The sequence below is a fragment of the Nitrosomonas communis genome, assembly GCF_001007935.1.
Taxonomy (GTDB): Bacteria; Pseudomonadota; Gammaproteobacteria; order Burkholderiales; family Nitrosomonadaceae; genus Nitrosomonas; species Nitrosomonas communis.
Genome location: NZ_CP011451.1, coordinates 1,153,869 through 1,167,758, shown reverse-complemented (window position 1 = coordinate 1,167,758; position 13,890 = coordinate 1,153,869). Strand labels below are relative to the sequence as shown.

The following is a 13,890-nucleotide window of genomic DNA, read 5'->3' as shown; positions in this document are numbered from 1 at the left end:
CCTCGTAGAGATTCCCATCGTGCTTGCCACCAATAATCGGGTGGAATCTCACTTTCATTCCTGAAGTAATATTCATGAGCAGCATCCTTGTTTCTTGATCGAATCCCAAACCATTGGGAAATAAACATCATCAATTGAAAGCAGGGTGAAGAACAGTGTCACTACATACAGAACAGCAATGAACAACTGAAATACAATTTGCTGGATCAATTCACGCATGGCTCCACTTTGATCTTTGGCTCAATGCCATGAACTTCAGTAGCGTAATAACGAGCCGATTCAGAATTGAAAAACAGCATTTGATAGCATGTATACATGCCTCCAATCCAAGTGACTGAAATATTGAAGTTAATTAACCGTCTAACTTTTACAGTCGGTTTCATGTTTCTCACTTTTTTGTTAATGCTGACTCTGATTTATATTGATCAAACGTGAAGCCGTCATCATTTACGAAGCTGACCAGATAGCCGGGTGAGGTGCCGCTAAATTCAAACCGGCCGATGATCAGGCCTTCTTTGCCGTTGTCATCGGTTACTTCTTCATCTAATTCGAATTGGAATGCCATAGTGGTCTCCTGGTAGATAACTTATTGTTGGGTTGGTAGGATAAGTTTAGAGCAGCTTGACTAATAAAGTCAAGTATAACTTAACATAGGCTGTTAAAATCTATTTATGTTTAACGCAAGGAGTTTCTATGAGCTTATTTAAGAGGGTGTGGGTAGGGCGAAAGGTAAAAACGAGTCAAAAAAAATGTAATGTAGATTAGAAATAATCCGTTAAAAATCCCGTTAGGGATTTAAAACAGTTTGCATGTGTCTGAATTAATATGAATATTGCTCAAAAGAAGTTTCTAATAGGAGGAAATTGATATGGAACTAAGCAATCTCTTAGAAGAAATTGACCAAGCTCAAGCTGAATTAAAGAGAGCGGTAGATAATAATTCTGGATATATTGGTTCTGATAAGTGGGTTAATAGATGCGTTGAGAGGGTTAATGAATTATCCAGTGAATTGAGAAATAATTATCCTGACGAATATGAAAAATATATAGAAAGGGATTATTCATAAACCAGTCTTTGCTATGTACTACGCTTTTAATTTTTCCTAAAGCGTCACCAAGTATCTAAGTTTTTGAACTTTATTGTTGAGAATGAGTCTTAATAGTTCTCCTTTTATATAGGAGTGCTCCGTACATACCTGCTGACTCTCTTCTTGCTAAGTCATCGGCTATGTATATATTTTCCATCCCCTCGCGGTGCATAGTTAGTCGTTTCTTACCTCCCTTCTATAGCTATGCGCCGCACCTGGCTCTTGTAATACAAATAGTTCTTGCCAGTGAAAAGCCCGCGCTGGGCTAGATTAGTTAGAAATTTCCTGTCTTTTAGGCCATTGAATCGAGATTAAATTTGCTGATGTAATTTGGTCTCTAAGCTGCTTGGCATTGATTTGCATTAATATTCGTTTTACGCTAAAACCACTTTCCTTAAGTATTGATATATCTTCCTGCGTTAATGTATCTGGAGAGGCATCCACCATTATATTTTTATCATCAAATAAACAAGTAATAGGAAGCCGATATTTGCCACCATATTCATTTGGGAATTTGACTTGATTGATGATGAACTCGCCATCAATTCTTATATCCTCAGATTCTTCTTTGGTGGACGGAATTATTTCTGCGGCCATTTCACCATTAATAATGGGCTCATTATCAACCCTGATTTGATCTGTAGGTTTAAGTTTTCTTGATATATTACTTCTGAATGCGTCGACATCTTCTTTATCCTTCTTGAGCTCAGAAGATTCTTTCATCGCATCAGTAATTATTTTTGTTCGTTTTGTTTCTTCTTCTGAAAGACGAACCGTTGTTTCCTTGCTATGTAGTCGCTCTTTTGATTGTACCCACTCTTTCCAGCAGACAACACTTGTTATCATCATACCTATACCGAGAACAAGAATTAAAGCTTGAGTGCCGTCCATGTTAGAATTTTTTATAACCTCATTTAGAGCATTGAACAATTCAGTAAAAAAATTGCTACTGCCGGGCTTTACGCTAACAACTAATTCTAATTGGTCTTTTTCATCCTGTGTAAGTTTCCTGATATCTTCGGTTCTGTATTTTGCTTTGCAGTATAGCCTGTGTATTTCTTTTTGAAGATCCATGATGGAAGGCATAATTCGTGTTGGAATAGTGCCATGGAAATCTCTACCTTCAATTGTAAGATTGAATACCGGCCAATCCTGAAATGTTATTGTAGCTGCGCTACCAATTTCATTGGCTAACGCTTTTTCTAATAATTCCCATCCTTCACTTTCACTACTTATAATTATTTCTTCAGTCATCTTTTATTTTTTAATAAATAAAACGCCCCTTGATCGGGGCGTTGGGTAGGGCTGGGTTGCTAGTTACTTACCTTTTTTCTGCGCTGTTGTGCTTTGATTTGGTGTGCTTGGGGTGGCGACAACCAGCTGAACTATTCTTTAATTAAGAATTGTATTTCCTCTACTGGTAATATTGGATCTACATGAGAACTAGAGAAGGATGGAGTGCTATTACTTCCACTATGCAGCGCGGTAAAAAGATTATCGAGTTTAGTTGCACTTTTAAGTTTGAACCTTTGTGTGGAGGGCAAATAATCAAAAACTAGGGTGTAAGTACTAGGAAAGTTAATGTCGGTGAGTAATATAGGATTGCCATTCACTATGTCTTTGTTTTGCTTTATGAGTCCATATGAGATAACTAGAGCATTGCCATTAAAATATGCTACCGCTTTTATTTTGGATAGGCCATGTAAGTTGGCTGGATCTATTGAAGTATTAATCAATTCTATACAAATTTTATCTTTGAAGACCAAGTATCCGTTTTCCAATAATAATCTATAGTTACCACCTCCTAAATCTTCTTCAATTGTGAATATGCTTTGGGCTTGATCGCCTAAAATTGCTGATTCATCTGTACATTTAAAGCCATCATAAATTATTGATAAGGCATTAGCAGTGTTAGTTGTCAAAAAAAACAGTAGTAAAATAAAATTTTTTTCATGAATTACTCCTTTTGAAAACGCATGAAAAATTTCGGATTGGATTGTAGTAATAAAGGTGGGATTTTCTCTTGATATGACGTTGTCGTCAATTGAAGAAGCGCAAAATGAGGTGCAATAAACCCTTGTTGCAATTAATGTCTTTTAAATCGATCCAGTATCAGCCCTATAAACAGCCGCGCTTGGTAACTTTGCCACTATATGACGCGCAAATGTGACTATTTTTTATCTCGATAATCTAATGCCTTTATATTAGCCCACATTATCACCTCACGACGATAAGTAAAACCTACAATATTACTCAAACCAGGAAATTCTTTTACCGTAACTAGCAGCCCTTCTTTGAGAATGATGCACTTTCTAGAGTCTAAGTAAGATTGGAGGCTATATATATCTTTTGCTGCGCTAAAACGAAACATGTCTTCTAACCATTCTTTTTTTGTGCAAGCAACATACCCACCTCTAGTGATCGCACTAAATGCGTGAACTTCAACAGAAGGCAGCCATAAAAGCAGCCATAGAATTATGAGAAAAGCTAGAATTTGAATCGTATCTTTTATCTTATGTACTCTTATTGAGTAACTCTTGAGTTGAGTTATCTGATTCACAGATACCTCCGCATAAATGTTGTGATTTTTATTTGGAGGATTTTTAGAAAATTTTGTTTCGCTGCGCTTTAAGTTACATTACGCTGCCCCAGTATCAGCTCTACAAACAGCTGCGCTTGGTAGTTTTGCAATGGTGCCGATAGTCAATCAAATCTTATTGCAATTCCACGCTAACCTTACCAAGCCAAGGATGTTTAGCTGATCTTTTTCGTCGCAGATATCGTAAGACTTTACGATAGGATTATCGCTTGACACCTCAAGCTTTCCGTCAAGTCTTTTTCTTATTCTCTTAACAAATAAATTGCCATTAGTAGTAAAAACATATACGCCGTCAACATCTACTGCTTTCACCCCAGTATCAACAATAAGAATATCTCCATCCTTGTATGTTGGCGACATAGAGTTGCCTCTGCCGGTCATTGCCGCAAGGTTTCTTACATTCGTAATACCTTTTAAATTTTCCTCAACCCACTCCTTGCTAACTTTGATGTCGCCAACAATGGTCTCGTAGCTAGGTTGCGGCTCACCTGTACCCATTGAGCCTTTAGCTGAAAACACGGAAATATTCACTACATTTCTCTCAAAAGGCAGGATCTTGCCGCTTTCTTTATTTGTAGTCAACTTGAGACAGGATGGCTCTTTGTATTCGTCGCAAAGTAATTCATCAAAAGAAAAAGACAGGTTTTCTCTCAACCTTAACAGTTGTTCTAGCCCTGGTGTGGTCGCGCCATTTTCCCATTGGGAGACAGCGGATTTAGAAATGCCGGCATATTCGGCAAATTGCTCCTGATTTAATCCAAGACTTTTTCTTAACTTTAATAGTTTAGTTCCAATTTCCATATATTTAATCGTATAGCAAAACTATACTTTTGTGATCAAGTATTACTTGTCATTTTTTGTTAAGTATCGCTAAACGTAGTTTCATGAGTAAAGAACATATCAAAAATATAGCAAAAAGGGTCGGCGGGGTAGTTGCGCTATCAAAGAAGCTTGGTTTAAGCAGGGCTGCCGTGTCTCAATGGGAAGTGATTCCAGCTGACAGGATACTGGACGTTGAAAAAATTACCGGCATACCCCGCGAAGAATTGAGGCCTGATTTGTACGTTAGGAAGCCTGCTACTAGCGAACAAATTATTGCTGGCGAGCTTACAGAACGCCGCATTTACCAACGCCGCCAAGTGGATAGACGTAAAAATTACAGGCGCAAGGAATACAGGCGCGTGTTTGATCGTCGTCAAAGCTGACATGACTCTCATTTATTTACATCAGATCGATCAGTTTGAGCTATGGAATCGCTAATGCAAGAAGCATCAACCTTCTCCTTACCAGTCCTGATGCGCTCAGCTTCGATGACGGCTCCAATGATGGCAGCCCATGCAGACGCTGACCGCATATCAAGCGGTTCTGACGGTGGCGTTTTAACTGGCGGCAAGAATTTTTTCATGGCGTCTCCTTGTTAAATGATGACGTCATTATTAAAGAATAAATAGCAAGCGAAAACGCGAACATAAGAGGTTGAATCGTGAAACGGAATCCTAAGCAAGTACATAGAGCATTGTTTCTGGCCCTGCAGGCTGATGCCAAGAATTATCCTGGAGGCATCAAGGCATTAGCTGAAGCGCTTGATTTAAACGGCAGTACGCTGGCTAATGGCCTTAATCCTGATCATGATTGCCCACCACCCACGTTTGCCACCATTGTTGAAATCATTCTGCTGGCACAGGCGAAGAGAACAACCTTCCAGATTTGCAGCTTAACAGGTCAGACCACCATGGATATAGACATGGGAAGCGCAGACCTTAACGAAGAAAGCCAGGTTAAACATTTCCTGTCTTTGGTTGCAGCTGCATCGGCCTGTTTGAGCGCAGGCACTGAACATTTAAAAGATGGGAAGTTTGATGCATCAGAGCGCAAAGAACTGGCGCCACTGTTGCTTGAGTTAAATCAGGTGACAGCCAGCCTTTATAAAAGATTTTCCGAGTAGTGACATGACGAATCCCCGTAACTCCTCCCTTACTGCCGACTTCCCTTCGGTGTGGTGTTACGGGGATTTTATAAACAAATGTTAACTGACGATACTATGAGAGAGATAGATATTACAACAGCAGATACAAATGAATTAAATGGATTTTTAGAGGGGTTCTTATCCCATCTTTTCAATTTTTTCTCTAATGCTAGAAAGCTTGCGCTCGATTTCTTCAATCTCTCGCATGAATTCATCAGACTTGAATGTAACTTTACATTCTTTGCAATCTCTATCGCTCTGTTTCAACCATTGCAAAGATTTACTAAATTTAGTTTTGCAATGAGGACAGATAATTTCGTACAACTGTTCGCCAAGCTGACTCATGAATTACCCTTAGCAGGAATGGTAGGAAAAGCGCTCAATATTATCATGAATGCTCTCCCAACATTGAAGGGATCGTCTGGCCAGCCAAAATTTAATAAAGCTTTTCAAGAGTATTAATGGTGAGTACTGATTCTCTCCCACAATCCAGACAAATGAAGAAAGTATCTACTATGCCCAGATCAGAAAATACTTTATGTGGCTTATCACCTTTTCTCTTTAGCTTTACCGAACCGCAATATCTACACTGGAATCCCTCAATATTAGCATGATGAAACCTTTCTATCTTCTCCTGCAATACGTTATTTTCGAGCTTCAGATATCGAATTTCATATTCAAGATTACGTATTACATCCGCGGAAGCAGCAGATTTTATTCTGCATTCAGAAAGATGATCCTCGTAAGCTATGATTCGCTCCTTCAAGAGCAGAAGCTGCTCTTTATGAGCATTAATTGGACCATATTTTTCAATAAGTTTTTCGATAATTTTCAGGGGCATGGTAGGGTAAGAGTAGGAAAGTTAGGAGACGTAATACACGCGACTGCCTCTGCCAAAGAAAGAACGTGGCTTGAAAAACACATCCTTCATCACTTTGTGCTGAGCAAAATCACCATTCTCAGCTTAATTAAGATGAGACATCAATTTATTGACGATTGTCAAAATCAGTTTAACAAATTTTTGTTGAATTTCTTTATGTCAGTCAATGTTTATATGCAAATGGCATTTGATGCGTTCTTTGTGAGTTGTATCCTAAGTCAGGAGCCGTAAAAGCTAACTAAATATTTATTCAGGTGTGAGATGGTAGATATTAAATTGATCGGGTTAAGCAGGGCGATTGGCGCGGGTAAGAGCACGGTGGCTCAGCATTTATGTAGTTCATATGGTTTTACTGAGCTGACATTTAAAAATTCTATGGTGCATTGCCTGGCTCATATCTTTGAGGTAGACGGGCAGATATTCCATGATCGTGAATTGAAAGAAAAGCCGGATGCTGCATTGTTTGGACGCTCGCCCAGGGAGGTGATGCAGTCCTTTGGTACAGATTGGGGCAGGAAGTTAATTCATCCTGATATTTGGGTGCATAGAGTAGAAAACAAAATTGTGCATTTTAACCGGTGCCTGTTATCTGATGTGCGTTTTGGAAATGAAGCGCTGATGATCAAGCGGCGGGGCGGGGTGATCTGGCATATCGAGCGCAAGAATAATCCATTTGCAGTCAATACCGGGTATGAGAGTGAGCACGGTATTGATGATAGGTATATCGACCAGATCATTTGTAATGATGGGGATATGGATCATTTGCGGGCTGAGGTTGCCGGGTCAATGGCTGGATTGGTAGGAAGGGGATAAGCATGAATACAGCCTCGCATATGTTCACTATTGATCATTCAAATTCACTGAATTCATTGAAGATTGTTGCTATTTCTGTTGCCATCTCTGAAGAGATCGCTGGTTCCCGTTTGAGTATTGGCGATGAGATAGTCGCGGATCGGGCCAACCTGGTCGCTGGGAATATCAAAGATCATCCAGCCAAGTCCGGCATTTCTGAGCCAGAATCTGATCCTGTTATCTTGGAGTCTTGCAATGGCTAGCCGCGGATTATCTTGTAAGGATGCTGTTCCATCTTCCTTTTTAATAGGTGGTTTCATTGATACTTCAGGCAGCATGTTTGCTCTGATAACTGCCAGCTCGGCTATTAGCGTAGTCAGCTCGCTTGCCGATAGTGTTTCATTGATTGACAGACTTACAGATTTTTTGTCATCACTTAGCTTCATGGTTTCTCCTTTGTTATTAATAGCTTGTTGGAACTTACTATTCTATCAACATTGGAGAAATCGCCAATCTGCTGCTTTTTTGTCTCATAAAAAATGGGAGATATCAATGTACGACTCTCAAAAGGATGATCCGGGTGCCGCTCGTCACGCGGATGAGCCATTATCTCAAGACTGCACCCTAACTCAACCGCAGCATGGTACTGAACTATTAATCGTGTGTCCGACTTTAAAACAGCGGAAAGAGTGGGTACAGAAACTGCAAAAACCCTTATCAGCTGGTAGCCATGTTCCATCAAAGCAGAATTTGCAAGTGTTTGAGCTTCATCTTGTGATTTAGCAGAAACAAAAATGATTGCATCTACATTGTCAATATCATTTGCGTTAAGTGCCGTTTTTGCGGCCACAGCTTCAGCATGCACAAGGTATATCTCTTCCATGTTTCCTCGCTTGTTATTAATACTTTGTCTGAACTTTATTCTCGTTCTGCATTGGAGAAACTGCGAATTATGATGCTCTTGACACCGCTAACCTCTCAGGCTTATCCAGGTATTCATGGCTCAATTAAATTCCGTGTAGCTTGTTGGATTACGGTGTCAGGTACGCCATATTCTTTTAGCGCTTCAATGAAACGTGCCATTGATATGCCGGAATATCGGTATTCATCTCTGCGTAACCCTTCGTTGATGTATGACTTCAGCATTGCCTGGTATTCGGTAAATCCTCTGAGTAGCGCTATTTTTTTCATAGAATCCTCTACATCAGCTGGAACACTTATTGTAATAGACACCATAGGGCGGTTTTCGTGCAAGGATTCTTTAGAGGATTCGGGAAACATAATGTTGCCTTTCTTATGGTTATATGTGGCGTACAGTAACTTTTACAGAAAGTATAAAAAGCTTTATCTCAACCTAAATGAGACTAAAGAGGTCAAATACAAGACATTTCATCAATTACATAACGAAAAATTTAAGGATTTGACAACCGCTGCTATACAGGCTTATCCTTTCCATACCACGGAAAAAAACGTGGTATGGATTGCAGTCCTGAATGAGGCGGCGAAGGATATTAGCCGCGCGTATCAAGCAGTGCGGCTTTTTTTGTGCCTCAGTGCGTCCGTTTATGGGCGGGCTGAGCAGGGGCCGCAAGGCCGCTGGTGCCTCACCAGTACTGCAACCTGTTCAGTTCCGCCCACCATGATTGCAGTCGTGGTCGGCGGTTCGTTAAACGAACTTGAGGCGCATATCATGACAGCTACCGATTTAGTACCGGTATTCACCGGGACCATTCAGCATCAATCCGTCCAGCTTTGCAATGCACGTGACCTTCATAAATTCTTAGAGTCACAGCGACAATTTGCCAACTGGATTAAAGAACGTATCGAACAATACGGATTTACTGAAGGAGAGGACTTTTTAACAATTTTGTTAAAAACCTCCAAAGGCACAAAAGGCGGTCGCCCAACCACCGAATACCACCTAACCCTCGACATGGCCAAAGAACTGGCGATGGTCGAGAACAATGAAAAAGGTCGTCAGATTCGACGCTATTTCATTTCTTTGGAGCGATCCAACAAACCCGCCTTACCAGATCAATCCGCTCAGGCCGAGCAACTCGCCAAGCAAATAGAAGAACGCCTGCTTAAATCTCTTCCGGTCGCGCACAAGCTTATCAATCCACCCGTATGGACACGTCCAGCTCCAAGTTGTGGGGAAGGCAATGACCGAAACATTGAAGTAGCTAAGAAGCTCATTACTGAATTGAAGGGATGGGCTAACACACTGCCGCACGATGTCGGCTCCCCTCTCTGGGATGCATTGGATGATTTGAGTAAGTTGCTTGTCACTGGTTGGACAGAGGTGGATGAAGCCCTGCTTCACATAAGCGTTGGAGCTAACTATCTGAAACGTTGGATGGGTAGGGGTAAATAATGAGCGCCAAAAGAAGGCTGGATTTCAAAGCAATAGCCTCAGCCGCACTGAATCGTGCTCACTTACTGGTAGCGCAATGGTTACCAGGTAGTGATGTGTCCGGTGGTGAATATAAGGCGCTCAATCCTACCCGTGGTGATCGTTCAAAAGGATCGTTCTCGATCAACCTGAGATCGGGTGTATGGTCTGATTTTTCCACAAATGAATCTGGCGCTGATTTGATCAGCCTGTATGCCTACATTAATGGTTTAACTCAGATCAATGCCGCCAAGGAAATAGCCGCTCAGGTGGGTATTGCAATTGATGATGCTGAACCAAAGCCGGGCCCGCGCAGCAATGTTATACCCATCAAGCAGCCTGATGCGTTACCAGAGCAGGAATCCACCAGTAAGCGCACGTTATGGCATCCCATTTTGCCGGCACCGGATGATGCTGGCCAATATCCATTGGCTCATCCTGTGCGCGGTCGTCCGCAGGCAACTTATGAGTATTACGATACGCAAGGGAATTTACTGGGCATTATTTGCCGGTTTACGACCTCAGACGGCGGCAAAGAAGTGCTGCCGTGCTGTTTTGCTGAGCATACTCAGAATAAGAAACGTGAGTGGCGCTGGATGGCTTTCCCTGAGCCTAGACCGATTTATGGATTGTATGAGCTCGCTCAGCATCCTGATAAGCCTGTAGTACTCGTGGAAGGGGAAAAATGTGCTGATGCAGGGCATGTGATACTAAGAGATGATTTTGTGTTCGTAACTTGGCCGGGTGGTGCCAAGGCGATTGGCAAGATCGACTGGTCGCCATTACGTGGCCGTGTGGTTTATGCCTTTGCGGATTGTGATGCGCAACGCGATCGAACAGGCAATCATTTGCTGCCTGAGTCACAACAACCCGGCATGGCAGCGATGCTCAAGATACGCAGTATTCTTGACAATCCGGACAATTTTCATATCGTCGATATTCCTAAGCCAGGTGAAAAGGCAGATGGTTGGGATATCGCCGATGCCATTCAGGATGGCATGACAGCGCAGGAATTGACGCAGTTTGTTCTCAATACCAGACCGATAGAACAGACGCCTGTCAGACAAAACAATTTCTCCTCATCAGGGGGTGATGATGGCGGTCCACCCTGGACGTCCCATGATCTGGTATGGGATGGTAAACGGCCGGCCAGTTGTTTATCCAATGTGTATGACATCCTTGAACATGACAAGCAATGGCAGGGGTGCTTGGCTACGATGAATTTGCTTACCGCACCATGAAGCTGAAGCCTCCTCCTTATGCCGGTGGCAGGGTGGGGGAATGGACGAGTGATGATGATGTACAGACAGCGATGTGGATCACGCGCAAGTATGGGTTTGCACCGCGGGAGAACATGGTCGGTCTTGCCGTTGAGGCGTTGGCTAAATTTCATGGATTTAACCCGGTACAGGATTATCTGCGCTCCCTTAAGTGGGATGGGGTAGAGCGAATCAATGACTGGATTCCAGATTTTCTGGGCGCACAGAAGACCGAGTATGTGTGGCGTGTGTCCCGCTGGTTTCTGGTTGGCATGGTTGCTCGTGCGATGCAGCCGGGGGTTAAGTTTGATTACTGCCTGGTACTGGAAGGAGAGCAGGGGCGTAAAAAATCGGCTGCGCTGCGCGTGCTGGGTGGGGAGTGGTTCGGTGAGACTGACCTTGATTTGAATAACAAGGATTCCATGTCGGCGCTGCGTGGCAAGTGGCTGTATGAGATTGCTGAGCTGGGCTCTTTGGCTCGGGCGGAAGCGACCCGGCAGAAGTCGTTTTTTTCCAGACAGGTTGACGAATTCAGGCCTACTTATGGTTCGCGAGAAATACGCTGCCCGCGCCAGCTGGTGTTCGGGGGAACTACCAATGAGTGGGAATGGAACAAGGACCCGACCGGCGGTCGTCGTTTCTGGCCGGTGGAGTGTGATGGTGATGTGAATACCGATGGGCTATCCGCTGCACGCGATCAGCTCTTCGCGGAAGCCTATCAGGTGTATCTGAGTGGCGAGCGTTTCTGGCCAGATAGCAATGAGCAGCGGGAGATATTTAATCCGGAACAATTCAAGCGGGGTGCCTCAGACAGCTATGTCGATATGATCCAGGACTGGTTACTGAGACAGTACAGGGAACAGGAATTCTGCGTTGCAGATGTGGCAGTAGGGTGTTTAAAAATTGATGCAGCACGGTTAAGCAGGGATATTCAAACGAGGATAGGGAGTGCATTGCGGCAATTAGGCTGCAGGCGCATTGAGAAACGGACGCACGCAACAACCGGGTATTGGTACAAGTCCCCCACAGAAATGGGACACGATCGAAAGCCAGGGCGTGGTGATGAAGAGAAAGCTGGCGATCATGGCATCGCATTTTGACATCATAAGTTCCCAACCTCTTCCTAACCTCGCGGATAGGTTAGGAACCCCAAAAGCCGCATGGGCTGGGCTTCTTCCTAACCTTCCTAACCTTCCGCACCTCACCGCGCGCGCACGTACGCGCACACACGCGCGTATAGGCTATTTCTGTTTTATATATTTAGTCATACATAGGTTAGGAAGGTTAGGAAGGTTAGGAAGAACAAGCACAGATGCTCGTTTTCAGCTTTCTAACCTATTCCTAACCTCAGACAAGGTTAGGAACCCATGAAAAAAGAACAGGTGAGGCAGCAATTCCCGCAAGCGTGCAAGCTGGCCGATGAGGTGCGGGCTGTGTTTGGCGATGACCTCAAGCTGGTGTATCTGAAGGAAGGTGAGCGTGAGCTGGGTACACCATCCACTGAAGGTATGGCTATCGGTGGGATCACTGGCGATATGTGGGTTGATAAAAAGAAAGGAGTAAGAAATGACGACCATTAGTATTCAACAAATGATCACGGGTCCTTCCCAGCATCAATCCCGTGTGGGTAATTCGAACCGCGTGGATGTGAAGTGGTACCCAAAAACTGTACAGGTTGTTAAGCTCTGGCAGAATTAAAAAGGAGCTTAATAACAATGAGTAAAAAGCGCATACAATATTCGAGCGAATTCAAAGCAAAACTAGCGCTGGCAGCGATACGTGGTGATGAAACTGTCCCCCAATTAGCAGCGCGTTATAATGTACATCCCACGCAGATCAATAGCTGGAAACGGCAACTCATTGAGCAAGCTGCCGAGCTGTTTTGTAAAAATAATACTGCCGCCAATAAGGAGCAGCCTACAACAGATGACCTGCACCGGGTTATTGGTCAATTGGCGGTAGAACGCGATTTTTTAGCAAGAAAGCTCAATCATTAAGTCTTGTAGAACGCAAAGAGATGATTGAGCCCCATGGCAAACTTAGTCAAACTCGTCAATGTCAGCTGCTGGATCTGGCGCGCTCAACTTATTATTATCAACCGCAACCAATCAGTAATGCTGATCTGGTTCTGCTGCGCATGATGGATGAACAGTACTTAAAGACGCCACAATATGGCTCACGCAGTTATGCTACCTGGTTTCAGCGCCAGGGAATCATGTTAGGGCGCAAGAAAGCCTCTTCCTTAATGAAGACACTCGGTATTGTCAGCATAGCTCCAAAACCCAGGACCAGCATCTCAAGCAAACAGCATAAGGTCTATCCTTATCTGCTTAGAGAACTTGTCATTAATAAACCCAATCAGGTTTGGGCTGCCGACATAACCTATGTCCCCATGGAGAAAGGCTTTGGCTATCTGGTTGCCATCATCGACTGGCATTCGCGTAAGGTGTTGAGCTGGCGCTTGTCCAATACCTTGGATACTGACTTTTGTACTCAGGCGCTGGAGGCAGCCATCCAGGATTATGGCTGTCCACAGATCATGAATACCGACCAGGGCGTACAGTTTACCAGCGAAGCATTTACCTCCATACTAAAAGATCATCATATTCAGATCAGCATGGATGGCAAGGGGGTGCTACTATGACAACATTTTTGTTGAACGACTTTGGCGGACAGTTAAGTATGAGCTTTTATATACCAGAGAATTCAATAATCTGAAGGAGATAAAGCAGAATTTATCCACATGGTTTGAATGGTACAATCAAGAACGATTTCATCAAAGCCTTGACCGTCTTACGCCTGATGAAATCTACTATAGTGATCCAAGAATTGATCGGGTTGCCTGAACCTGTTTAACTATACATATCAGAGCTGAACTTTCTTTCAGGTTGTCCAGTTACAGGGAACCACATCAG

The 13,890-nt window shown here is 43.1% G+C and carries 24 protein-coding genes; 13 read left to right on the top strand and 11 right to left on the bottom strand.

From position 1 onward, the window contains the following. Nucleotides 1–72 precede the first annotated feature (72 nt). Nucleotides 73–219 carry a hypothetical protein gene (locus tag AAW31_RS21185; protein ID WP_158441403.1) on the bottom strand — a complete coding sequence of 49 codons (147 nt, stop codon included), beginning with the start codon at nucleotides 217–219 and terminating at the stop codon, nucleotides 73–75. Nucleotides 220–388: 169 nt separating this feature from the next. Further along, nucleotides 389–565 (bottom strand): hypothetical protein, encoded by a 177-nt coding sequence (locus AAW31_RS21180; RefSeq protein ID WP_158441401.1) that lies wholly within the window; start codon nucleotides 563–565, stop codon nucleotides 389–391. 303 nt (nucleotides 566–868) lie between these two features. Here AAW31_RS21180 and AAW31_RS05295 point away from each other — a divergent pair, with 303 nt between their 5' ends. Next, nucleotides 869–1,066 carry a hypothetical protein gene (locus AAW31_RS05295; RefSeq protein WP_046849437.1) on the top strand — a complete coding sequence of 66 codons (198 nt, stop codon included), beginning with the start codon at nucleotides 869–871 and terminating at the stop codon, nucleotides 1,064–1,066. Nucleotides 1,067–1,357: 291 nt separating this feature from the next. On the opposite strand, the gene AAW31_RS05290 is transcribed toward AAW31_RS05295, so the two are convergent. The 4 genes from AAW31_RS05290 to AAW31_RS18815 all read right to left on the bottom strand — a co-directional run bounded on the left by AAW31_RS05290 (nucleotide 1,358) and on the right by AAW31_RS18815 (nucleotide 4,487). After that, the gene (locus AAW31_RS05290; protein WP_046849436.1) at nucleotides 1,358–2,341 is read right to left on the bottom strand and encodes a hypothetical protein; all 984 of its coding nucleotides are present in this window, start codon (nucleotides 2,339–2,341) and stop codon (nucleotides 1,358–1,360) included. Between the two features lie 131 nt (nucleotides 2,342–2,472). Beyond that, nucleotides 2,473–3,009, bottom strand: a complete 537-nt coding sequence (locus AAW31_RS05285; RefSeq protein WP_046849435.1) for a hypothetical protein — start codon at nucleotides 3,007–3,009, stop codon at nucleotides 2,473–2,475. Between the two features lie 248 nt (nucleotides 3,010–3,257). Next, nucleotides 3,258–3,647, bottom strand: a complete 390-nt coding sequence (locus AAW31_RS05280) for a hypothetical protein (RefSeq protein WP_046849434.1) — start codon at nucleotides 3,645–3,647, stop codon at nucleotides 3,258–3,260. A gap of 147 nt (nucleotides 3,648–3,794) precedes the next feature. After that, nucleotides 3,795–4,487: an XRE family transcriptional regulator gene (locus AAW31_RS18815; protein ID WP_052752100.1), complete on the bottom strand. Its 693-nt coding sequence runs from the start codon at nucleotides 4,485–4,487 to the stop codon at nucleotides 3,795–3,797. Nucleotides 4,488–4,570: 83 nt separating this feature from the next. Here AAW31_RS18815 and AAW31_RS19605 point away from each other — a divergent pair, with 83 nt between their 5' ends. Beyond that, the gene (locus AAW31_RS19605; RefSeq protein WP_200899720.1) at nucleotides 4,571–4,891 is read left to right on the top strand and encodes a transcriptional regulator; all 321 of its coding nucleotides are present in this window, start codon (nucleotides 4,571–4,573) and stop codon (nucleotides 4,889–4,891) included. A gap of 8 nt (nucleotides 4,892–4,899) precedes the next feature. Here AAW31_RS19605 and AAW31_RS05265 read toward each other — a convergent pair whose 3' ends face one another. Then, nucleotides 4,900–5,091, bottom strand: coding sequence for a hypothetical protein (locus AAW31_RS05265; RefSeq protein ID WP_046849433.1), 192 nt, complete (start codon nucleotides 5,089–5,091; stop codon nucleotides 4,900–4,902). A 78-nt stretch (nucleotides 5,092–5,169) separates the two neighbouring features. On the opposite strand from AAW31_RS05265, the gene AAW31_RS05260 reads away from it, so the two are divergent. Next, nucleotides 5,170–5,631, top strand: a complete 462-nt coding sequence (locus tag AAW31_RS05260; RefSeq protein ID WP_046849432.1) for a phage regulatory CII family protein — start codon at nucleotides 5,170–5,172, stop codon at nucleotides 5,629–5,631. Nucleotides 5,632–5,709: 78 nt separating this feature from the next. After that, nucleotides 5,710–6,114, top strand: a complete 405-nt coding sequence (locus AAW31_RS05255; protein WP_046849431.1) for a hypothetical protein — start codon at nucleotides 5,710–5,712, stop codon at nucleotides 6,112–6,114. Here AAW31_RS05255 and AAW31_RS21175 read toward each other — a convergent pair. Further along, nucleotides 6,089–6,493 (bottom strand): hypothetical protein, encoded by a 405-nt coding sequence (locus tag AAW31_RS21175; RefSeq protein ID WP_158441399.1) that lies wholly within the window; start codon nucleotides 6,491–6,493, stop codon nucleotides 6,089–6,091. The two genes, AAW31_RS05255 and AAW31_RS21175, sit on opposite strands and share 26 nt — an antisense overlap. Nucleotides 6,494–6,793: 300 nt before the next feature. On the opposite strand from AAW31_RS21175, the gene AAW31_RS05245 reads away from it, so the two are divergent. Beyond that, complete coding sequence (locus AAW31_RS05245; protein ID WP_052752099.1) at nucleotides 6,794–7,345, top strand: deoxynucleotide monophosphate kinase family protein; 552 nt, start codon at nucleotides 6,794–6,796, stop codon at nucleotides 7,343–7,345. Between the two features lie 53 nt (nucleotides 7,346–7,398). Here the strand turns inward: AAW31_RS05245 and AAW31_RS05240 are convergent, their stop codons facing one another. The 3 genes from AAW31_RS05240 to AAW31_RS05230 form a co-directional block, all read right to left on the bottom strand. Then, nucleotides 7,399–7,770, bottom strand: a complete 372-nt coding sequence (locus tag AAW31_RS05240; protein ID WP_046849429.1) for a hypothetical protein — start codon at nucleotides 7,768–7,770, stop codon at nucleotides 7,399–7,401. Next, the gene (locus AAW31_RS05235; protein ID WP_046849428.1) at nucleotides 7,767–8,207 is read right to left on the bottom strand and encodes a hypothetical protein; all 441 of its coding nucleotides are present in this window, start codon (nucleotides 8,205–8,207) and stop codon (nucleotides 7,767–7,769) included. The genes AAW31_RS05240 and AAW31_RS05235 overlap by 4 nt, the downstream gene beginning before the upstream one ends. Before the next feature lie 113 nt (nucleotides 8,208–8,320). Further along, entirely contained in the window at nucleotides 8,321–8,515 is a 195-nt protein-coding gene (locus AAW31_RS05230) for a hypothetical protein (RefSeq protein ID WP_235264500.1), read from the bottom strand. Between the two features lie 115 nt (nucleotides 8,516–8,630). On the opposite strand from AAW31_RS05230, the gene AAW31_RS21800 reads away from it, so the two are divergent. From AAW31_RS21800 to AAW31_RS23415, 8 genes are all read left to right on the top strand, one after another. Continuing rightward, nucleotides 8,631–9,698, top strand: coding sequence for an antA/AntB antirepressor family protein (locus AAW31_RS21800; RefSeq protein ID WP_200899719.1), 1,068 nt, complete (start codon nucleotides 8,631–8,633; stop codon nucleotides 9,696–9,698). After that, the gene (locus tag AAW31_RS18805; RefSeq protein ID WP_052752097.1) at nucleotides 9,698–10,957 is read left to right on the top strand and encodes a hypothetical protein; all 1,260 of its coding nucleotides are present in this window, start codon (nucleotides 9,698–9,700) and stop codon (nucleotides 10,955–10,957) included. Before AAW31_RS21800 ends, AAW31_RS18805 begins: the two co-directional genes overlap by 1 nt. Then, nucleotides 10,912–12,075, top strand: a complete 1,164-nt coding sequence (locus AAW31_RS05220) for a virulence-associated E family protein (protein WP_052752096.1) — start codon at nucleotides 10,912–10,914, stop codon at nucleotides 12,073–12,075. The genes AAW31_RS18805 and AAW31_RS05220 overlap by 46 nt, the downstream gene beginning before the upstream one ends. Nucleotides 12,076–12,342: 267 nt before the next feature. Further along, a complete protein-coding gene (locus AAW31_RS05215) occupies nucleotides 12,343–12,555 on the top strand; it encodes a hypothetical protein (RefSeq protein ID WP_046849426.1) in 213 nt (70 codons plus the stop codon). Further along, entirely contained in the window at nucleotides 12,542–12,673 is a 132-nt protein-coding gene (locus AAW31_RS23050) for a hypothetical protein (RefSeq protein WP_258920415.1), read from the top strand. The genes AAW31_RS05215 and AAW31_RS23050 overlap by 14 nt, the downstream gene beginning before the upstream one ends. A gap of 17 nt (nucleotides 12,674–12,690) precedes the next feature. Next, nucleotides 12,691–12,972 (top strand): IS3 family transposase, encoded by a 282-nt coding sequence (locus tag AAW31_RS23425; protein ID WP_036503716.1) that lies wholly within the window; start codon nucleotides 12,691–12,693, stop codon nucleotides 12,970–12,972. A 20-nt stretch (nucleotides 12,973–12,992) separates the two neighbouring features. Beyond that, complete coding sequence (locus AAW31_RS23420; protein ID WP_407667746.1) at nucleotides 12,993–13,619, top strand: IS3 family transposase; 627 nt, start codon at nucleotides 12,993–12,995, stop codon at nucleotides 13,617–13,619. Beyond that, a complete protein-coding gene (locus AAW31_RS23415) occupies nucleotides 13,597–13,821 on the top strand; it encodes an integrase core domain-containing protein (protein ID WP_407667745.1) in 225 nt (74 codons plus the stop codon). Before AAW31_RS23420 ends, AAW31_RS23415 begins: the two co-directional genes overlap by 23 nt. Nucleotides 13,822–13,890: the final 69 nt, after the last annotated feature.

Coding starts and splice junctions, on each gene's coding strand:
- AAW31_RS21185 (WP_158441403.1), bottom strand. CDS start 219: ATGCGTGAATTGATCCAGCAAATTGTATTTCAGTTGTTCATTGCTGTT.
- AAW31_RS21180 (WP_158441401.1), bottom strand. CDS start 565: ATGGCATTCCAATTCGAATTAGATGAAGAAGTAACCGATGACAACGGC.
- AAW31_RS05295 (WP_046849437.1), top strand. CDS start 869: ATGGAACTAAGCAATCTCTTAGAAGAAATTGACCAAGCTCAAGCTGAA.
- AAW31_RS05290 (WP_046849436.1), bottom strand. CDS start 2,341: ATGACTGAAGAAATAATTATAAGTAGTGAAAGTGAAGGATGGGAATTA.
- AAW31_RS18815 (WP_052752100.1), bottom strand. CDS start 4,487: ATGGAAATTGGAACTAAACTATTAAAGTTAAGAAAAAGTCTTGGATTA.
- AAW31_RS19605 (WP_200899720.1), top strand. CDS start 4,571: ATGAGTAAAGAACATATCAAAAATATAGCAAAAAGGGTCGGCGGGGTA.
- AAW31_RS05265 (WP_046849433.1), bottom strand. CDS start 5,091: ATGAAAAAATTCTTGCCGCCAGTTAAAACGCCACCGTCAGAACCGCTT.
- AAW31_RS05255 (WP_046849431.1), top strand. CDS start 5,710: ATGTTAACTGACGATACTATGAGAGAGATAGATATTACAACAGCAGAT.
- AAW31_RS21175 (WP_158441399.1), bottom strand. CDS start 6,493: ATGCCCCTGAAAATTATCGAAAAACTTATTGAAAAATATGGTCCAATT.
- AAW31_RS05245 (WP_052752099.1), top strand. CDS start 6,794: ATGGTAGATATTAAATTGATCGGGTTAAGCAGGGCGATTGGCGCGGGT.
- AAW31_RS05240 (WP_046849429.1), bottom strand. CDS start 7,770: ATGAAGCTAAGTGATGACAAAAAATCTGTAAGTCTGTCAATCAATGAA.
- AAW31_RS05235 (WP_046849428.1), bottom strand. CDS start 8,207: ATGGAAGAGATATACCTTGTGCATGCTGAAGCTGTGGCCGCAAAAACG.
- AAW31_RS05230 (WP_235264500.1), bottom strand. CDS start 8,515: ATGAAAAAAATAGCGCTACTCAGAGGATTTACCGAATACCAGGCAATG.
- AAW31_RS18805 (WP_052752097.1), top strand. CDS start 9,698: ATGAGCGCCAAAAGAAGGCTGGATTTCAAAGCAATAGCCTCAGCCGCA.
- AAW31_RS05220 (WP_052752096.1), top strand. CDS start 10,912: ATGGCAGGGGTGCTTGGCTACGATGAATTTGCTTACCGCACCATGAAG.
- AAW31_RS05215 (WP_046849426.1), top strand. CDS start 12,343: ATGAAAAAAGAACAGGTGAGGCAGCAATTCCCGCAAGCGTGCAAGCTG.
- AAW31_RS23050 (WP_258920415.1), top strand. CDS start 12,542: ATGACGACCATTAGTATTCAACAAATGATCACGGGTCCTTCCCAGCAT.
- AAW31_RS23425 (WP_036503716.1), top strand. CDS start 12,691: ATGAGTAAAAAGCGCATACAATATTCGAGCGAATTCAAAGCAAAACTA.
- AAW31_RS23420 (WP_407667746.1), top strand. CDS start 12,993: ATGATTGAGCCCCATGGCAAACTTAGTCAAACTCGTCAATGTCAGCTG.
- AAW31_RS23415 (WP_407667745.1), top strand. CDS start 13,597: ATGGCAAGGGGGTGCTACTATGACAACATTTTTGTTGAACGACTTTGG.